Origin of the sequence: Alkalibacillus haloalkaliphilus C5 (assembly GCF_000269905.1) — a bacterium.
GTDB classification, from domain to species: domain Bacteria; phylum Bacillota; class Bacilli; order Bacillales; family Alkalibacillaceae; genus Alkalibacillus; species Alkalibacillus haloalkaliphilus_A.
Genome location: NZ_AKIF01000042.1, coordinates 1 through 19,404 on the forward strand (window position 1 = coordinate 1; position 19,404 = coordinate 19,404).

Consider the following 19,404-nt stretch of genomic DNA (forward strand, 5'->3'; position numbering starts at 1 on the left):
GATGCGGTAGCTAAAAGTGAAACATATGTTGATTTCTTTGCCTACTTAACTCAACAATTATTTGCATTCTGAAGGCTTAGTGTTAGTGGATGCTGATGATGAAAGTTTAAGAAAATTAGAGCGTCCATATTTCTTGCAAATGGTTGAAAATCGACGGGATCTTGCAGTGCAAGTAACTAAGCAATTAAATGAGTTAGCTGACGATGGTTATCACGTTAATTTAGATGCATCACTTTCAGATGCTCACTTGTTCTATCATTATGAGGGTGAGCGTTTATTGTTAGAAGTGACAAAAGAAGGTATGTTTCAATCAAAGGGTGGGGAAGTTAGTTTTTCAGAGAGTGAACTTAAGCAACTCGTTGATGAACACCCTGAATTATTTAGTAATAACGTTGTTACTAGACCACTAATGCAAGAGTTAGTTTTCCCTGTTCTTTCATTTGTTGGAGGTCCAGGTGAGATAGCATATTGGGCTGCTTTAAAAGGCGCTTTTAAAGCATTAAACCTAAAGTTACCTATTGTCACTCCAAGGCTTTCATTAACACTTATGAAACGTAATCATCAATCATTTATTGAACAGTACCAAATGGATGAAGGAGCGGTAATTAATGAAGGCTCTTATCATTTCAAAATGAATTGGTTAACACGTCAAAGTAAATATCCAGTTAGAGAAACAGTGGAAGAAGTAAAAAAGCAACTTGAAGTTGTGCATCAACCACTACAAAGTATTGCTCAAGGTGTAAGTTCTGATATAGAAGCGCTGACTAAGACGAACTTAAAACAAATTGAAGATGAAATTGATTACGTTGAAAAAAGAATTATGAATGAATTAAACAAGCAGCATGAACAAACGGTTAAGCAATTTGATGAATTAAATGAATTTTATAATCCAAGTGGTGGGTTACAAGAAAGAATGTGGAACATTGTGTATTGGTTGAATGAATATGGGCTAGACTTACCGATTCAGTTAACTGAAATACCACCTAGGTGGGAACAAGATCACCAATTCATCACATTGTAACCACCTCGTTACCACTATCCTCCACTTCAGTTTCACCAATGAAAATGTTGATATGATGCGGTTTACACGTCTAATTCTAAAATTAGACGTGTATTTTTTTATTTTTTTGGGAAATTAAGTGGTAGAAAGTGGGGTAATGTGGTAAAATTTATTCAAAGGTGGGCGAAGTCTATGTTCATGGGAGAGTATCAACATAATATAGACACGAAAGGTCGTTTAATTGTACCGGCAAAGTTTCGTGAAGATCTTGGGCAAACTTTCGTTATTACGAGAGGTTTGGACAAGTGTCTATTTGCATACCCGTTAGGTGAGTGGAAACAGCTTGAAGAGAAGTTAAAGCAACTTCCACTTACAAAGAAAGACGCCCGCGCATTTACACGATTCTTCTTTTCAGGAGCGGTTGAATGCGAAATTGATAAACAAGGAAGAATAAATGTACCATCACCTCTACGCAATTATGCAGCGTTAGATAAAGAGTGTGTCGTCATTGGTGTTTCTAATCGTGTAGAAGTTTGGTCTAAAGAACAATGGGACACTTACGTAGAAGAGTCAGAGGATTCTTTTGGAGAGATTGCGGAGAACTTGATGGATTTTGATATTTAACATAATGAGGTGCCAAATATGTTTGAACATTACAGTGTTTTAAACAACGAAGCGATTAAAGGATTAGACATCAAAGAAGATGGCACGTATGTCGACTGTACGTTAGGCGGTGCTGGACACTCTAAGCGAATTGTCGAACAGTTAACAGATGTAGGTAAGCTGGTCGCTTTTGACCAAGATGACTCAGCGATTGAATATGCCAAAGAAGTGTTGCAAGGTTATGAAGGTCAAGTTCAGTATATAAAAAGTAACTTTGTGAATTTAGAAGAAGAGTTAAATCAACTTGGTGTTGAAGAAGTAGACGGAATCATTTTTGATTTAGGTGTTTCATCTCCACAGTTGGATGAAGGTGAAAGAGGGTTTAGTTTTCACCAAGACGCACCATTAGATATGCGTATGGATCAAACGAGTCCTCTAAGTGCATATAATGTCGTTAACGAATGGGCTTATGAAGACTTAGTAAGAATCTTTTTTAAATACGGAGAAGAGAAGTTTTCTAAACAAGTTGCTCGACAGATCGAAAAGAAACGAGAAGAAAAGCCTATTGAGACAACATTAGAATTAGTCAACATTATTAAAGACGCAATTCCAGCGGCAGCTAGACGAAAAGGTGGACACCCAGGTAAGAGAATTTTTCAAGCTATTAGAATTGCGGTAAACGATGAGTTGAATGTTTTTCAAGATGCACTTCATCAATCAGCGAGGAAGTTAGCGATTGGAGGAAGGTTAGCAGTCATTACGTTCCACTCTTTAGAGGACAGGATATGCAAACAAGCAATGAAGAAGTGGAGTACAGAGCCACCATTACCAAAAGATATTCCATTATTGCCAGAACAGGTGCAACCACCGTTCAAACAAGTTACGCGAAAGCCAATAGTACCGTCTGAAAAAGAAGTTGAAGAAAACAGACGTTCTCGATCGGCAAAACTAAGAATTGTAGAAAAAGTGAAAGAATGGGAAGAACAATACGCACTCGATGAAAGGAGATAAAAATTATGGCGCTTGAACAAGTGAAGACCTATCAAGTCCAACAACCAGTCCAACCACAACGTAGGCAAGATCAACAACCACAACCACCACAACAACCGGTGAAAAAACCTTGGTTTACAAAAGGTGAGAAAGTGTTATATACATTCGGAATTGTATTAGTTTCCGTTTTAGCGGTGATTGTGGTTAGTTTCTCTTCATCAGTTGATACACTTAACCGAGATGTTCAACAATTACAAACACAAGTACAAGATGTACAAGCACAAAACAATTCTTTGCAAGCTGAAGTACAAGAATTAAGTAATCCGAACCGTATATTAACGATTGCTGAAGAGAATGGATTGAATATTAGAAATGCAGAAGTAAGACAAGCGAATAATACTCCTTAAGGCGTGATTTAAATGCGTAAAGTCAATCAAAATGGCATTATGCTGTTAATTGTCGTCCTCATTTTTTCGATACTTTTCTTAACGATTATCGGCCGATTTATGTATATTCAAGTAACTGGTGAAATACATTCGGTCGATTTAGTTGCTTATGCAGAGAATATGCGAGAAACGAACACGACACTCCAAGCTGAGCGTGGCAAAATTTATGACCGTTCTGGGATGGCGTTAGCGGATAATCGCCCTGTTTATAACATGTATGCTATTTTAGATGAAACATATACAGGTAATTCTTCAGTTCCTCTTCACGTAGAAGATGCAGAACATACCGCACAACAATTATCTAATGTGTTAGATGAGGATGTTGCAAGTATAAAAAGCAGAATTCAAAATGGTATAGACAATGATCGTTACCAAATTGAGTTTGGATCATTAGGGCAGGGGTTGTCCGAGTCTGAGTATGAAGCTATAGAAGAATTAGAATTGCCTGGAATATACTTTGAACAGACGCTACAACGTTATTACCCTAATGGCTTATATGCCTCTCAAATCATTGGTTATACTGGATATACTGATGATGAAGAGCAAACTCAAGCTCGAGGTGCATATGGTATAGAATTAGAGTTTGATGAGTATTTGACTGGTGAAGATGGCTATATTAATTATCAAAGAGATAGTTACGGGCATCAGTTAAGAAATGCAGAAGAAACAGTACAGTCACCTGAAGATGGCTTTGATATTCATCTGACAATTGATCAAAAAATACAGTCATTTTTAGAAGATGCATTAACGACTGTAGAAGATACTTATAGTCCGGAACGAATTATGGCTGGAGTTATGGATCCAAACACTGGTGAAATTTTAGCAATGTCAAACAGACCGACGTTTGACCCAAACTCTCGAGATAACATCGAAAACTGGTATAATGATATGATTTCATCTCCGTTTGAACCAGGTTCAACAATGAAGATCTTCACGTTAGCAGCAGCAATTGAAGAAGGTGTTTATAACGGTAATGAAACATTCCAATCTGGTCAATTCCAAATAAATGAGCATAGCCGTACTATTCATGACCACGATCGTGATGGTTGGGGAGAAATAACGTTTGATGAAGGAATCCTTAGGTCATCTAACGTTGCTATGGCTGAACTGCTTTGGAATAAAATGGGGCCAGAAACGTACTTAGAATATCTCGAAGATTTTCACTTAGATCGAATGACAGGGGTAGACTTAACAGGTGAAAGAATAGGGACGATTTCTTATGGAGGGCCTTGGGAACAAATTACGACGGCTTACGGACAAGGTTCTACTTTTACTCCAATTCAAATTATGAAGGCAGCAACGGCTTTTGCGAATGATGGTGAAATTGTTCAACCGTATGTACTATCAAACATCCAAGACTCAAACAATGGTCAACTAGTTGAACAAAAAGATCGTGAAGTAGTTGGTGATCCTATTAGTCCGGATACTGTTGAGCATGTAAAAGACTTACTTGGTCAAACAGTAACTGAGGAAGAAGGAACAGCCAATGCATTTGCGTTGGATCAATATACGACATTTGGTAAAACAGGTACGGCATCAATTCCTGATCCAGAGACAGGGTTATATATGTCAGGCGGACCAAATTATGTCTTCTCATTTGTCGGGATGGCACCGCAAGATGAACCGCAATTACTAATGTTTGTAGCTGTAAAACAACCTGATGTTGATTACCGTTATCAAGGAAGTGAAACGACATCTTACATTTACCGCACCGTCATGGAAAATAGCCTTCATTATCTTGACGTATCTCCGGATCAAGAGAATGCAACACATACTGATGAGACGACAATCAACGATTATTCTGGTCAAAGTGTGGATACTGTAACAAGTGAGTTAAGTGAGTTAGGATTCCAGGTCAACGTTATAGGTGAAGGAAACACTGTTGAAGGTACTTGGCCAACAAGTGGTAGTCAAGTCTTTACGAATCAACGTGTCCTATTAAAAACGGATGATCAAATGACGATGCCTGATCTAACAGGATGGACTTTAAGGGATGTTATTGCTTTAAGTCGAATGACTAATATTGATCTAGACTATATTGGTTCAGGGTTAGTGATTGATCAAAATATTGAAGAAGGAAATACCTTTAGTGAAGACCGTCGTTTAGTAGTTGAGCTCTCAGAAGAACGAAATAACAATGAGGAAGATGAAGAGGAAGAGGATGAAGAATATTTTGAATAAAAGTATTTGTCTGATGTAGTTAAATAACTAAAATGGACAATGGTCTAAAATACCGTAATTTCTCATAAGTTTAATACAAGCATAGCTTGTAAAAGGAGAATGAACATGAGACGTGTTTCAGTTGTTACTGTGAGAAAGCGGTTGGCCATTGTTTTTTTATGTATTGCACTTTATTTTGTTGTCATGCTTGGTAAGTTAGCGTATGTGCAACTTATTTCAAGTCCTGAAATAGTAGCGAAAGCAGAAGAATTATGGAGTCGAGATATTCCTTTCCAACCTGAAAGAGGAAATGTTTTAGACAGAAATGGCGAAGTTTTAGTTGAAAATGAAGTTGCACCTAGTTTGTTAATCGTACCACGACAAATTGAAAATGTTGATTACGCTGTAGAACAACTAAGCCTAATAATCGATATTGATGAAGAGAAACTTCGAGATCATTTAACAAAGAATGTTTCTGTTGAAGCGATTCATCCAGAAGGAAGAAAATTAAACAAAGAACAAGTTGATGCTATTCGAACTTTGAATTTACCAGGTCTTTATTTAGCTGAAGACTCAAAGCGTTTTTACCCATATGACGAAAAGCTAGCTCACGTGCTAGGTTTTACAGGGATTGATAACCAAGGATTAATGGGGTTAGAAGCTAGTTATGATGAAGTATTAAGTGGCGAACCTGGGGCATTGTCGTTTTTCTCTGATGCAAAAGGTCATCGATTAGAAGAAATGTCTAACCGATATACGCCACCTGAAGACGGAAATCATTTATCATTAACAATCGATGCAGACATACAAGCAATTGTTGAAAGAGAATTAGACCAAGCAGTTGCTGAGTATAACCCTGATGGTGCTCTAGCGATGGTAATGGATCCTAAAAGTGGCGAAATTTTAGCATGGCAACTAGACCTAACTTTCATCCAAATGAATACCAGTCTGTTGAGCCTGAAGTATATAACCGAAACTTACCGGTTTTTAGTACTTATGAACCTGGTTCAACGTTTAAAATAATAACCTTATCAGCAGCATTACAAGAAGGTTTAATCGACTTAGATGAAGATGACTTTCATGACCATGGGCATATAGAAGTGGGTGGAGCCCGTTTGCGTTGTTGGCAAAGTGGTGGACACGGAAGTCAGACGTATTTGGAAGTTGTTCAGAACTCTTGTAACCCTGGATTTGTAAACTTAGGTCAAAAATTAGGGGAAGAGAAGTTGTTTACGTATATTGATCAGTTCGGGTTTGGAGAGAAAACAGGAATTGATCTTGAAGGCGAAAGTACTGGCATTCTATTTGATGAAGAACAAGTGGGGCCAGTTGAATTGGCAACGACTGCATTCGGTCAAGGTGTCTCTGTAACACCAATTCAACAAGTTACTGCAGTTGCAGCGGCCATAAATGGGGGTTACCTTTACGAACCATATGTAGTGAAAGGTGTTGTAGACCCTATAACAGGTGAAATGGTAGAAGAGCGTGAACCTAATCTAAGAGAGCGTATTATTTCGACTGAAACATCAGAAGAAGTGAAGCGTGCATTAGAGCACGTTGTTGCAAAAGGAACTGGCCGAGGAGCTTATGTTCATGGGTATCGTGTTGGTGGAAAAACAGGTACTGCTCAGAAGGTTGGTCCAGATGGGCGTTATTTGGAGAATGACCATATCGTTTCATTTATTGGTTTTGCACCTGCTGATGACCCTGAATTGTTAGTTTATGTTGCTATCGATAACCCTAAGGATGTCCTTCAGTTTGGTGGGGTTGTTGCCAGTCCGATTGGTGGTCGTATTATCGGTGATTCTTTAAGGCATCTAGACGTTCCGATACGTGAAGGAGGCCTTGAAAAAGATTTCCAATGGCCTGATATGCCAACTGTAGAAGTCCCTAATTTAGTAGGTGAAACAGTTAACGACCTTCAACAATACTTAGCCAACATTACGATTGAAGTAGAAGGGGAGGGCGATGTTGTCATTTCCCAAGCTCCATCAAGTGGAACAGTCGTTGAATCTGGTTCAACTATTCGTGTATTTTTAGGTGATGAAGAAACTCAATAATTATCAAATAAATAACTTTTATTCAATGATCCAAAATAATTATTATAGACTAGTGTAGAATTTGTTATAATGAATGTAGATTAATTTAAAGGTAGTGGTGAAATGAAGTTATTAGATCTAATTAATAATCTTCAAGTTATAAAATGTAATAAAGAAGAACTATTAAACTTAGAGATCACGTCTATTGAGATGGATTCAAGGCAAGTAAGCGAAGGTTCGTTGTTTGTTTGTAAAGAAGGTCTTACATTTGATGGACATCAGTTTATTGATGATGCAGTTGTAAAGGGTGCGACAGCTATTATTGCTCAAAAGCCTATTGAAACAAATGTTCCTGTTATTATAGTGCCAAGTACAAAGCAAGCTTTAGCTCAACTGGCTGATACGTTTTACGGGCAGCCAAGTCAAAAGCTAAGTATGATTGGAATTACCGGGACTAACGGTAAGACGACGTTAACATATTTGTTAGATGCTATTTTTAGTAAGGCCAATCATAAAACGGCGGTTATTGGAACGATTGACATGAAAATTGGAGAACAACGATACCCAGTACAAAATACAACTCCTGACCCTTTATTTTTACATAAGCATTTAAAGCTCATGTTAGATGAAGGTGTCGATACAGTCATTATGGAAGTATCTTCGCATGCTTTGAAACAAGGTAGAGTGTTTGGGATTGACTTTGATACAGCAGTCTATACAAACTTATCACAAGATCATTTAGACTATCATCCAACGATGGAAGATTATGCCTATGCGAAATCTTTACTTTTTGCACAGTTAGGTAATACTTATTCTAATAAAGAGAAGACTGCAATTATAAATAGTGATGACCGTTATGCTGAACTAATGATGGGTGCAACGGCTCAACCAATTGTTAATTATAGCTTAGATGAAACAGCTGTAATCAATGTAGAAGATTACAATATTTCGCCTAGTGGATTAACAATTAAACTAAATACTCCAGATGAACTAGCGAACATTACAACTAAGTTAACGGGCAAATTTAATATATATAATATATTAGCTGCTGTAGGAACTGCTTATCACCACAATATATCGTTGGAAGTGATGAGTGAAGCGATTAAAGAAATGGAAGGTGTACCGGGTCGTTTTGAATTAGTTGATTCGAAGCAAGACTTCTCGGTCATTGTTGATTATGCTCACACACCCGATTCATTAGAAAACGTATTACAAACAATTGATGAGCTTAAAGAGCATCGTGTTATAACAATTATCGGTTGTGGCGGTGACCGTGATCGTACAAAGCGTCCATTAATGGCAGATGCTGCTATGAAGTATAGTGATCATGTCATCTTTACATCGGATAACCCAAGATCAGAAGATCCTAGTGCTATTTTAGCTGATATGACACGTCATTTAACAGATGATGATGGTGTGTTTACTGTAATTAAAAATAGAAGAGAAGCAATTGAACGTGCTGTTCATATTGCTGAAAAAGATGATATTATATTGATCGCTGGTAAGGGACATGAGACTTATCAAGAAGTTAATGGAGAGCGTCACCACTTTGACGACCGTGAAGTAGCTCGTGAAATGGTTCAATTACGAATGAGCCATTAATTAATAAAATAGCATTATCTCAGCCGATATTGATTTATCGCTGAGTGAATTAAGAGGAGTCATAATATGAAAAAGTTCTCAATTGATTTTTTACATAAAATATTTCTAAAATATCGAGGAAATTTAAATCAACAATTAGATATAAATACTATTTATACCGATAGTAGAGAAATTGTTACTAATGGTTTGTTCGTGCCTATAATTGGAGAACGGTTTAATGGGCACGATTTTCTTTTGCAAGCGGTTGATAAAGGTGCTGTCGCTTCATTATGGTCTAAAAAGGAAGAAGTTCCAGCTGATTTACCAGATGATTTCCCGCTATTTTTTGTTGAGGATACTTTAGAAGGTTTACAACAACTTGCCACAGCATATCGTGATTATATTAATCCAACTGTCATTGGGGTAACTGGATCAAATGGAAAGACGACAACAAAAGAATTAATAGCTTCCTCGTTGAGTGAGTTTTATCAAGTATCTAAAACAGAAGGAAATTTAAATAACCTAATAGGCCTGCCGTTATCAATACTTCGCATGCCTGTTCAAACAGAGGTTTTAGTTTTAGAAATGGGTATGAGTGGTTTTGGTGAAATCGAGCAATTATCTGACATTGCAAAACCTGATATAGCTGTCATTACGAATATTGGTGAATCTCATATTGAATATTTAGGTAGTAGAGAAGGGATTGCTAATGCTAAGCTTGAAATTGTAAAAGGTTTGAGTGAAGATGGTGTATTAATCGTAGATGGGGATGAACCACTTCTTCAAGTGGATTTATCACAACGTGTTGTGACTTGTGGTTTTATTTCTGGGTTAGACTATGAAGTAAGAGACGTTGTTCAAAAGAAAAATGAAACGACGTTTACTATTAATGAACAATCATTTCAGGTTCCTTTATTAGGTATGCATCAAGCCAAAAATACAACATACGCTTTAGCAATTAGTGATTTATTGACTATCGATTCTAGTAAAATGGCCCGTTCATTGGCGAACTTATCACTTCCTGGCATGAGATTTGAACAAATCGAAACAGAGTCAGGAGCAGTGATTGTTAATGATGCATATAATGCTTCAGCTACTTCGATGCGTGCATCAATCGACGTCATAAAAAGTTTTTCTGAAACTTATAAAGTATTAGTTTTAGGTGATATTTTTGAGTTAGGTCAATTTGCTGAAAGTGAACACCGTAAAGTGGGCGAAGTAATTAATCAAGAAATTGATGTCGTTTTCACAGTTGGCCAAGATAGTCAATATATTATTAAAGCACTACCGAGTGATTTTAATGGTAGAGCAGAGCACTTCGATAATCATGATATGTTAATGAATGAAATAGAAAATTATATGAAAAAAGATACAGTTATATTGTTTAAAGCATCAAGAGGTATGAAATTTGAACAATTAATCCAACAATTAGTTTCTTAAAGTAGAAAAGAAAGGAAGAATAGGTTTTGTCACAAACATTGATTTTTATAACAATTGCAGTTGCATTTTTAATTGCTGTTTTATTATCGCCAGTTTTAATACCATTTTTACGTAGGTTAAAATTTGGGCAAAGCATACGAGAAGAAGGACCCGAATCACACCAAGCTAAATCAGGTACGCCAACAATGGGCGGTGTGATGATCATTTTCTCAGTTGTAGCTACGACATTAATTCTCGTTTTAAGAGATCCGCAGACGTTGTTCTCTACGGAATTATTTATATTATTATTTGTATTAATAGGTTATGGTTTAATCGGATTTTTAGATGATTTTATTAAAATAACGAAAAAACGTAACTTAGGTTTAACATCAAAACAAAAGATGTTTTTCCAATTGATTATTGCTATTGTTGTTTATATTATTTTATCCAATAGTACATTCCCAACTGATATAGCCATTCCAGGGACTAATTATTCAATTGATCTTGGATGGGCTTACGGGATCTTAATTTTAATTATGTTAGTAGGTGCATCAAATGCTGTGAACTTAACTGATGGGTTAGACGGGCTTGTAGCTGGTACAGCATCTATTGCTTTTGCGGCATTTGGTATTATCGGTTGGGCATTTGGTATGCCGACTGAGGTAGTAATATTTACTTTTGCAGTTGTTGGTGCATTGTTAGGATTTTTAGTATTTAATAGTCACCCAGCAAAAGTATTTATGGGGGATACAGGTTCATTAGCGATCGGTGCTGCCATTGCTATTGTTGCAATTTTAATGAAGCTTGAAATCTTACTTATAATTATTGGTGGTGTCTTTGTTATAGAGACATTATCTGTAATCATTCAAGTAATCTCATACAAAACGACTGGTAAACGTGTATTCAAAATGAGTCCACTTCACCACCATTACGAATTAGTTGGCTGGTCAGAGTGGCGTGTCGTCATCACATTCTGGGTAGTTGGATTCGTTTGTGCTGCGTTTGGGGTTTATATTGAGGTGTTAATGTAGTGAAAACGTTACGTCATTTTCCTTATAATAAAGTATTAGTACTCGGGTTAGCGAAGAGTGGAGAAGCTGCTGCTCAGTTACTTTATGATAGTGGTATTCCTTTTCTTATTAATGACCAACAAGCTTTTGATCAAAATGAAAAGGCTCAATATTTTAGTAGTTTAGGTGTGGAAACAGTGACAGGTCATCACCCTTTAGAAGTTTTAGAAGGTGTTGACCTCGTTGTTAAAAACCCTGGTATTCCTCACCATCACAACATTATTCAAGAAGCAGAAAAGCTAAATATTCCTGTTGTAACTGAAGTGGAGTTAGCTTATGAATTGATAGATGGCCCGTTAATTGCGATTACCGGTACAAATGGTAAAACGACAACAACTACTTTAATTTATGAGTTGCTAAAAGAGGCAGGGCAAGAGCCGCTATTGGCAGGCAACATTGGACAAGTTGCATCTGAAGTTGTTCGTAAGCAAAAAGATCAGCAACCAGTAGTAATGGAACTATCATCGTTCCAACTAAAAGCGATACGAAATTTTAAACCAGATGTATCAGTACTTTTAAATATTACTGAGGCACATTTGGACTATCATAAGTCTCGTGAAGATTACATTAGCTCAAAACTTAATATTATTAAACGCCAAACTAAAGAGGACCTTGTCGTCTATAATGGTAATGACTCGACAGTGAGTGATTCTTTAGAAGACTGTGTTGTTCAAAAAATGGCATTTACTATAAACCATTTTAGTTATGAAGGTGTTTCTTTTGATGGTCAATCGATTTATTTTAACAATGACTGGGTAATTGACCGTGAAGATGTTGTTTTACCTGGTATGCATAACCTTGAAAACGTTTTAGCAAGTGTCGCAGTAGCTAAGCATTTCGGGGTTCAGGATGAAGTCATTCAAACAGTTTTAGCTCGTTTTATAGGGGTTAAACACCGATTGCAATTTGTTGAGAATAAAAATGGACGATTATTTTATAATGATTCAAAAGCGACAAACATATTAGCTACAACAAAAGCATTACAATCGTTTAATAATCCTGTAGTATTAGTTATTGGCGGATTAGATCGAGGTAATGACTTTGATGAGCTATTCCAACAGTTTAGCTATGTTAGAAGTTGCGTTGCATATGGTGAGGCGCGTGGGAAAATAAAACAAGCAGCTGAACGGCAACAATTTGACCAATTGTATGTCGTAGACAATTTGGAACAAGCTACTCGAAAGGCATATGAACAAAGTGAGAAAGGTGACATTGTCCTTCTTTCACCTGCATGTGCTAGCTGGGATCAATTTAAATCATTTGAAGACCGAGGAGACATGTTTATCGAAGTCGTGCATAAGCTTTAATAGGGGCTTGTACGACATAAGCCCCAACTTCAAAACTTGGAGTTAGGGGTGTTTTTTTGGATTATAAACAGGAAAAATTAGATTATGTGTTACTAACAGCGATTGCTATTTTACTTTTAATTGGTCTAGTGATGGTTTATAGCTCTTCGTCCATATGGTCGGATTATAAGTTTGGAGATTCTGCTTTTTATTTAAAGCGACAGGCGCTATTTGCATTGCTAGGTGTCATTGGGATTGTAGTTACGTTAAAAATTCCATATTATAAATGGCTTCAATATTCTGTTACAGCTTACGTTCTTTGTTTCTTGTTACTGATTGCTGTCTTAATTCCAGGCATCGGAATGGTTCGTGGTGGAGCACAAAGTTGGATTGGTGTAGGTGCTTTTAGTATTCAACCAAGTGAATTTATGAAGATTGGTATGATTGTGCTATTTGCAGCTGTGCTACCTAAAATCCAGCGAGAGTTACGCCAATTCTCAAAGGGTTTCTTACCGATGTTACTATTGCTCATTGTACCATTTGGATTAATTATGTTGCAGCCCGACTTAGGTACAGGCATTGTCTTTGTTGGAACTGGAATGCTGATGCTTTTTATTGCTGGTGCTAAAATTAGTCACTTCGTATTTCTTGCTAGTATTGGCTTAGCGGGGTTAGTCGCATTAATTGCATCAGCTCCATATAGAATTAGTAGAATTACAGCCTTTTTAAACCCGTGGGAAGACCCGTTAGGTGATGGATTTCAAATTATCCAGTCACTATACGCAATTGGGCCTGGAGGTTTGATGGGCCTTGGTTTTGGGAATAGCATGCAAAAGTACTTTTATTTACCAGAACCCCAAACGGACTTTATCTTTGCGGTCATTGCTGAAGAGTTAGGCCTTATAGGTGGAGCATTTATACTTGGGTTGTTTTTAATCGTTATTTGGAGGGGAATATTAGTTGCTCTAAATACGCAAGATTTATCAGCATCCCTTTTAGCATTTGGAATTACAGCGATGATTACAATTCAAGTTATGATTAACATTAGTGTTGTAATTGGATTAATTCCAGTTACAGGAATTACCTTACCTTTACTTAGTTATGGTGGTTCATCTTTAACTATTACGTTACTATCACTTGGTGTGTTGTTAAATATTAGTAAATATGCGAAAGTAAACTAGAAAAAGATTGCTGCTTTAGAAATTCGTTACTTTTAACAGTGAAAGAGTATAACTCTTTTTACTGTTTTTTTATTTTTGTTTTACAAAACATTAAAAATAATCAAATTAGAACAAAATACCTTATTATATCAGTGTTAATCTGTGCTATAATAGAACAATAACTCACTTTTTAATAAAGTTGTTAGTTAATATACTAAAGATTAGATTATAAGGAGTAGCTTTTTGGATGGCTGATAAAAAGATTGTATCGATAGAAGATCGTATACCTCAACTTAAACAAGCTAGGAAGAAGAAAGCGAATAGACGCTTTATAATCTATCTAACGTTAATCATTATGTTGATTCTTATAATCGTTTATATACAATCACCGTTAAGCCACGTAAAGTCTGTAACTGTTGTAGACAATGAAATGGTTGATGAGGAAACGATTATTAGTTACTCAAAAATTAGTTTTGACGAATCCTTTTGGAACGTCGATACAAATGATGTAATGGAAAAAATTGAACAACACCCTGAGGTTAGACATGCAGAAATTAATAGAAGCTGGTATAATACTTTTGTTATAGCTGTACAAGAATATGAACGTGTTGCTTATCAAAGGGATGGCGATTATTATTATCCAATTTTACAAAACGGAAATAAGATCGAAGAAGTACAATTAGAACAACCACGGGAAGATGCACCATTACTTCATGGATTTGAGGATGAAATGTTGCAAAGTATTGCCTATCAACTTTCCCAAGTGCCTGAATCTATAAACTTACTAATCTCTGAGGTTTATTGGGAACCAGAAGAAACTAATCGAGAAAGAATCCGTTTATTTACGATTGATGGACAAGAAGTTATAGGGGTTGTATCAAATTTCGCTAATAAAATGAGTGCTTATCCATCAATTGCTTCTCAACTATCAGATGATATCGATGGCATTCTTCACCTAGATGTAGGTGCTTACTTTGTCCCATATGAGGGTGAAGATATCGACGAAACAGAAGAACTAGAATTTGACGAAGAAGTTTAAAAAATGTAGAAAAATGTTATTAAAAATGTTATTAGTAGAAGGTATTTAGCACTTTTAAGTTGAAGTTAACAAGTGTAGTGGTACATGAAGCTAAAATTTTGAAAGGAATCGAAGGCCTAATTGGAGGTGCAATCATGAACCGAAGCGAAATATTAGTAAGTTTGGATATTGGAACTTCTAAAGTAAAAGTAATCATTGGTGAAGTGTCCAATGATACTATAAATGTCATCGGTGTTGGAACTGCAGAATCTGTAGGGATGAAAAAAGGTGCAATAGTTGATATTGATCAAACTGTGCATGCTATCCAAAATGCTGTTGATCAAGCTGAAAGAATGGTAGACATGGCCATTAAAAGTGTTATTGTTTCAATTAATGGTGATCATATTGCTTTGCAAGATTGCCACGGTGTTGTTGCAGTATCGAGTGAGACGCGTGAAATTGATCAAGAGGATGTTACACGTGTTATTGATGCTTCTCAAGTAATGCAAATACCACCTGAACGTGAAATCGTTGATGTCATCCCTCGTCAATTCATTGTTGATGGTCAGGATGAAATAAACGACCCTCGTGGAATGATTGGTGTTCGTTTAGAAATGCAAGGGACATTAATCACTTGTGGTAAGACGAATTTACATAACATATTAAAATGTGTTGAGAGAGCAGGATTACAAGTTCAGGACATTTGCTTACAACCACTTGCAGCTGCGGAAGTTGCTCTTTCTCAAGATGAGAAAACTTTAGGTGTTGGCTTAGTTAATATCGGAGCGGGTAGTACTACAGTCTCGTTTTACATAGACGGTCACTTAGCAAATACATCAGTTATACCTTTAGGTGGAGACAACATTACTAAAGATTTATCAATTGGTTTGAAAACAACGACTGAAGAAGCAGAACAGATTAAATTAGAACATGGTCACGCTTATCTAAATTCAGCAATTGAAGATAATTCTTTCAATGTTACTACAATTGGTACGGATGACAAACAAACATTTAACCAAGTTCAAATTGCAGAAATAATCGAAGCAAGATTAGATGAAATATTCCAGTTCGTACTTCAAGAATTTAGACGTATGGGTTACCCCGCGTTACCGGGTGGCTATGTATTAACCGGAGGGTTAATGCAAGTACCAGGTGTAGTAGACTTAGCAAGAGATGTGTTTCAAACAAATGTACGAGTGTCCATTCCATCTCACATTGGAGTTAGGGAACCACAATTTACAGTAGGGCTTGGTACCTTGCAATTCGCCTATCGAAATGCGAAAATACAAGGTAAAGATTATGAGGTAGGAATTGAAGGACAACAAGTTAAACAAGAACAATCTCCAAAATCAGTTAATACGAAAGAAAAACCAAAACCAAAACGAAAAGTAAAAGAAGAACCTAAAGATAATAAAGAAGGTTTTATGAAGAAGATCCAGAACTATTTCTTTGATTAAATGCACGTTTCCTTCAAAGGTAGTGTTAAAAAGGGAAAATGATCAAGTAGGAGGAACGAGACATGTTAGATTTTGAAGCAAATATGGACCAATTAGCAACAATAAAAGTAATTGGTGTTGGTGGCGGTGGCTCCAATGCCGTTAATCGCATGATTGAACATGGTGTGCAAGGTGTAGAATTTATTGCAGTAAACACAGACGCGCAAGCATTAAATTTATCAAAAGCTGATACTAAACTACAAATTGGTGAAAAACTTACACGTGGTTTAGGTGCTGGTGCAAACCCAGAAGTGGGTAAGAAAGCTGCCGAAGAAAGTAAGGAAGTTCTTGAAGAAGCTCTACAAGGTGCAGACATGGTGTTTGTTACAGCTGGTATGGGCGGTGGAACAGGAACAGGTGCTGCCCCTGTAATTGCTCACGTCGCAAAAGAAATTGGTGCATTAACAGTTGGTGTAGTTACTCGACCTTTCTTATTCGAAGGACGTAAACGGTCAACTCACGCTACAAGTGGTGTCGACACTTTAAAAGAAAACGTAGATACATTAATTGTAATTCCTAATGATCGTCTATTAGAGTTAGTGGATAAAAATACTCCAATGCTAGAAGCATTCCGTGAAGCAGATAACGTTTTAAGACAAGGTGTACAAGGTATCTCAGACTTGATTGCAGTACCTGGTTTAATTAACGTCGACTTCGCAGACGTTAAGACGATTATGTCTGATAAAGGGTCAGCTCTTATGGGCATAGGTGTTGCAACTGGTGAGAGCCGTGCAGCTGAAGCAGCTAAGAAGGCAATTTCATCACCATTGCTTGAAACTTCTATCGACGGTGCACATGGAGTACTAATGAACATTTCAGGTGGTCAAAACTTAAGCCTTTATGAGGTACAAGAAGCAGCTGAAATTGTAACGTCTGCAGCCGATCAAGAAGTTAATGTGATCTTCGGTTCTGTTATTAACGAAACTTTAAAAGAAGAGATTGTTGTAACAGTAATTGCAACTGGTTTTGATGAAAGTGAAGAAAGTTCAAATAACCAGCAGCAACAAGTTCGCCCAACTCAAGCGAATTCGACTCCGTCTTCAGTTGGACAACAACCTAGAAGAGAACGCCCAGCACAGACACAACGTCCAAGTTATGAAGAGGAAACATTAGATATTCCAACGTTCCTAAGAAACAGAAACCGTGATCAGTAATGATTAATTAATGAAACCTCAGTTAGGATGACTAACTGAGGTTTTTTGCTTATAGATTTGCTAGAAAACTTAGTAATCCAACTTAAATAGAACTAATTATGCATTATATGATATGCCTGTTTAAGACAAAAGATTGCAAAAAAAGATACTCAAGAAGCCGAGAAACTGACATGTTTCTTGGGCTTCTTTTTTTATACTGGCTATAAGGAAATAAAGAGGATGTGAAACGTGCAATTATATGTAGATTTGATATGGCTATTAAACCTATTATTTGATTGGATGATCTTACTTTTAGTTGCCTGGGTGACAAAAAGTTCTTTTTCACATGTGAGGATTTTTTTAGGAGCTTTATTTGCATCGTTAATTATTCCTTTAACACTACTATTTAACTGGGGAATAGTAGATTCTCCTATCTTTAAGTTGGGATATTCTGTATTTATTATTTTGATTGCTTTTTCATATCAGTATTTAAAAGCTTTTTTAGTTCGTTTTTTTAGTTTTTACTTAATAAATTTTTCTATTGGTGGTGCTGTGTTTGGTCTCCATTACTTCGTTACGACGAATACTGATATGGTAATTAGCAATCATGCACCATTTGGAGATGCTATTAGTTGGGTAGTTGTATTAGTTATGTTTCCAATTGCTGTATATTTTACTAAGGATCAACTTCAACAATTGACGATGTTCAAATTGCGATCACAACAGCAATTCTCCATTACAATTTTACATGGAAACCGTAATGTGGACTTGAATAGTTTTTTAGATACTGGTAATCAATTAAAACACCCGTTAACGCAGCACCCTGTTATATTAGTTGATGAATCGACTTTCAAAATTTGGGTTGATGAAGAGAAAGTGGAATTATTAAAACGATCTGAACAAATTGATTTTTTTGGTTTGGATGATGAACTTCAATTCATACCTTATCAGAAAGCAGGAGGCGAACAAGGTTTATTACCGGCTTTCTTAGCGGAGGAAGTTAAAGTGCATATGGCTCAACAGATTATATCAACTAAGAAAGTCTACATCGGAGTGCATTATGGACATTTTTCTAAGCAAATGAATGTTCAATGTTTGTTGAACCCGTTACTTTTACAATCAAAAAGAATGAGGGTTAAAGATGTAGAGGGGGTATCATAAATTGCGTCGAATTTGGAATATGTTGCAACGTTTATATTTAAAACTAATTGTTAAACTTAAAATTAAACGAGATGAAATTTATTATATTGGAGGAAGTGAAGCTCTACCACCTCCTTTGTCTAAAGATGAAGAGCGACATGTATTGGACCGAATGATGGATGGTGACCAAGCAGCTAAATCAATGTTAATTGAACATAACTTGCGTTTAGTTGTTTATATAGCGAAGAAGTTTGAGAATACGGGTATTCATATTGAAGATTTAATTAGTATTGGCTCTATTGGACTTATAAAAGCAGTTAATACGTTTAATCCAGAAAAGAAAATAAAGTTAGCAACTTATGCATCGCGTTGTATCGAAAATGAGATTTTAATGTACTTAAGAAGAAATAATAAAAGAAAAACTGAAGTGTCATTTGATGAACCGTTAAATGTAGATTGGGATGGAAATGAACTGTTATTATCAGATGTATTAGGAACCGAAGAAGACATTATAACGAAAGATTTAGAGTCAACTGTAGATAAAACATTGTTAAAATCAGCCTTATCTACGTTAAATGGCCGTGAAAAGCAAATTATGGAAATGCGTTTTGGTTTAAGTGGTTATGAAGAACAAACTCAAAAAGATGTTGCCGATCAATTAGGTATTTCACAATCCTATATTTCAAGACTAGAGAAGAAAATAATTAGACGGTTAAAACGAGAATTTAATAAAATGGTCTAACCCTTACAGCCCTTGGATTCAGATGATATTCAAGGGCTGTATTATGTTGTTTTCTTTAAAGTTTATCGCATAAAAAATCCCATTCTGGAAAAAATGTAGATGACATCATCTCCAGGTGGGA

15 protein-coding genes and 1 pseudogene are annotated in these 19,404 nt (G+C 36.3%); all 16 read left to right on the forward strand.

Annotated features, from left to right (window positions below; translation table 11 throughout):
• The first annotated feature begins 61 nt into the window (after nucleotides 1–61).
• The 16 genes and pseudogenes from bshC to sigE all read left to right on the forward strand — a co-directional run bounded on the left by bshC (nucleotide 62) and on the right by sigE (nucleotide 19,283).
• Nucleotides 62–1,021, forward strand: coding sequence for a bacillithiol biosynthesis cysteine-adding enzyme BshC (gene bshC / locus A194_RS17625; protein ID WP_083834255.1), 960 nt, complete (start codon nucleotides 62–64; stop codon nucleotides 1,019–1,021).
• Nucleotides 1,022–1,192: 171 nt separating this feature from the next.
• Complete coding sequence (gene mraZ, locus A194_RS0106390; protein ID WP_017186029.1) at nucleotides 1,193–1,624, forward strand: division/cell wall cluster transcriptional repressor MraZ; 432 nt, start codon at nucleotides 1,193–1,195, stop codon at nucleotides 1,622–1,624.
• 18 nt (nucleotides 1,625–1,642) lie between these two features.
• Complete coding sequence (rsmH, locus tag A194_RS0106395) at nucleotides 1,643–2,614, forward strand: 16S rRNA (cytosine(1402)-N(4))-methyltransferase RsmH (RefSeq protein ID WP_017186030.1); 972 nt, start codon at nucleotides 1,643–1,645, stop codon at nucleotides 2,612–2,614.
• Between the two features lie 5 nt (nucleotides 2,615–2,619).
• Nucleotides 2,620–3,000 carry a cell division protein FtsL gene (ftsL, locus tag A194_RS0106400; RefSeq protein ID WP_017186031.1) on the forward strand — a complete coding sequence of 127 codons (381 nt, stop codon included), beginning with the start codon at nucleotides 2,620–2,622 and terminating at the stop codon, nucleotides 2,998–3,000.
• A gap of 12 nt (nucleotides 3,001–3,012) precedes the next feature.
• Entirely contained in the window at nucleotides 3,013–5,220 is a 2,208-nt protein-coding gene (locus A194_RS0106405) for a penicillin-binding protein (protein ID WP_017186032.1), read from the forward strand.
• Nucleotides 5,221–5,325: 105 nt separating this feature from the next.
• Nucleotides 5,326–7,259: pseudogene (locus tag A194_RS17630) on the forward strand (stage V sporulation protein D).
• 102 nt (nucleotides 7,260–7,361) lie between these two features.
• A complete protein-coding gene (locus A194_RS0106415; RefSeq protein ID WP_017186033.1) occupies nucleotides 7,362–8,840 on the forward strand; it encodes a UDP-N-acetylmuramoyl-L-alanyl-D-glutamate--2,6-diaminopimelate ligase in 1,479 nt (492 codons plus the stop codon).
• A 66-nt stretch (nucleotides 8,841–8,906) separates the two neighbouring features.
• The gene (locus tag A194_RS0106420; protein ID WP_017186034.1) at nucleotides 8,907–10,259 is read left to right on the forward strand and encodes a UDP-N-acetylmuramoyl-tripeptide--D-alanyl-D-alanine ligase; all 1,353 of its coding nucleotides are present in this window, start codon (nucleotides 8,907–8,909) and stop codon (nucleotides 10,257–10,259) included.
• 26 nt (nucleotides 10,260–10,285) lie between these two features.
• Entirely contained in the window at nucleotides 10,286–11,269 is a 984-nt protein-coding gene (gene mraY / locus A194_RS0106425) for a phospho-N-acetylmuramoyl-pentapeptide-transferase (RefSeq protein ID WP_017186035.1), read from the forward strand.
• Nucleotides 11,269–12,615 (forward strand): UDP-N-acetylmuramoyl-L-alanine--D-glutamate ligase, encoded by a 1,347-nt coding sequence (murD, locus tag A194_RS0106430; protein ID WP_017186036.1) that lies wholly within the window; start codon nucleotides 11,269–11,271, stop codon nucleotides 12,613–12,615. Before mraY ends, murD begins: the two co-directional genes overlap by 1 nt.
• 56 nt (nucleotides 12,616–12,671) lie before the next feature.
• On the forward strand, nucleotides 12,672–13,775 hold the full coding sequence (gene spoVE, locus A194_RS0106435) for a stage V sporulation protein E (protein ID WP_017186037.1): 1,104 nt from the start codon (nucleotides 12,672–12,674) through the stop codon (nucleotides 13,773–13,775).
• 226 nt (nucleotides 13,776–14,001) lie between these two features.
• Nucleotides 14,002–14,793 (forward strand): cell division protein FtsQ/DivIB, encoded by a 792-nt coding sequence (locus A194_RS0106440; protein WP_017186038.1) that lies wholly within the window; start codon nucleotides 14,002–14,004, stop codon nucleotides 14,791–14,793.
• Between the two features lie 134 nt (nucleotides 14,794–14,927).
• The gene (gene ftsA, locus A194_RS0106445; RefSeq protein WP_029425036.1) at nucleotides 14,928–16,229 is read left to right on the forward strand and encodes a cell division protein FtsA; all 1,302 of its coding nucleotides are present in this window, start codon (nucleotides 14,928–14,930) and stop codon (nucleotides 16,227–16,229) included.
• 62 nt (nucleotides 16,230–16,291) lie between these two features.
• Nucleotides 16,292–17,422 (forward strand): cell division protein FtsZ, encoded by a 1,131-nt coding sequence (gene ftsZ / locus A194_RS0106450; RefSeq protein ID WP_017186040.1) that lies wholly within the window; start codon nucleotides 16,292–16,294, stop codon nucleotides 17,420–17,422.
• A gap of 228 nt (nucleotides 17,423–17,650) precedes the next feature.
• Nucleotides 17,651–18,562: a sigma-E processing peptidase SpoIIGA gene (spoIIGA, locus tag A194_RS0106455; RefSeq protein ID WP_017186041.1), complete on the forward strand. Its 912-nt coding sequence runs from the start codon at nucleotides 17,651–17,653 to the stop codon at nucleotides 18,560–18,562.
• Between the two features lie 19 nt (nucleotides 18,563–18,581).
• Nucleotides 18,582–19,283 carry an RNA polymerase sporulation sigma factor SigE gene (sigE, locus tag A194_RS0106460; RefSeq protein WP_423734741.1) on the forward strand — a complete coding sequence of 234 codons (702 nt, stop codon included), beginning with the start codon at nucleotides 18,582–18,584 and terminating at the stop codon, nucleotides 19,281–19,283.
• The last annotated feature ends 121 nt before the right edge of the window (nucleotides 19,284–19,404 follow it).

What these genes read in the sequence shown, in the direction of transcription:
- mraZ (WP_017186029.1), top strand. Translation starts at nt 1,193, where the DNA reads ATGTTCATGGGAGAGTATCAACATAATATAGACACGAAAGGTCGTTTA.
- rsmH (WP_017186030.1), top strand. Translation starts at nt 1,643, where the DNA reads ATGTTTGAACATTACAGTGTTTTAAACAACGAAGCGATTAAAGGATTA.
- ftsL (WP_017186031.1), top strand. Translation starts at nt 2,620, where the DNA reads ATGGCGCTTGAACAAGTGAAGACCTATCAAGTCCAACAACCAGTCCAA.
- A194_RS0106405 (WP_017186032.1), top strand. Translation starts at nt 3,013, where the DNA reads ATGCGTAAAGTCAATCAAAATGGCATTATGCTGTTAATTGTCGTCCTC.
- A194_RS0106415 (WP_017186033.1), top strand. Translation starts at nt 7,362, where the DNA reads ATGAAGTTATTAGATCTAATTAATAATCTTCAAGTTATAAAATGTAAT.
- A194_RS0106420 (WP_017186034.1), top strand. Translation starts at nt 8,907, where the DNA reads ATGAAAAAGTTCTCAATTGATTTTTTACATAAAATATTTCTAAAATAT.
- A194_RS0106440 (WP_017186038.1), top strand. Translation starts at nt 14,002, where the DNA reads ATGGCTGATAAAAAGATTGTATCGATAGAAGATCGTATACCTCAACTT.
- ftsA (WP_029425036.1), top strand. Translation starts at nt 14,928, where the DNA reads ATGAACCGAAGCGAAATATTAGTAAGTTTGGATATTGGAACTTCTAAA.
- ftsZ (WP_017186040.1), top strand. Translation starts at nt 16,292, where the DNA reads ATGTTAGATTTTGAAGCAAATATGGACCAATTAGCAACAATAAAAGTA.
- sigE (WP_423734741.1), top strand. Translation starts at nt 18,582, where the DNA reads ATGTTGCAACGTTTATATTTAAAACTAATTGTTAAACTTAAAATTAAA.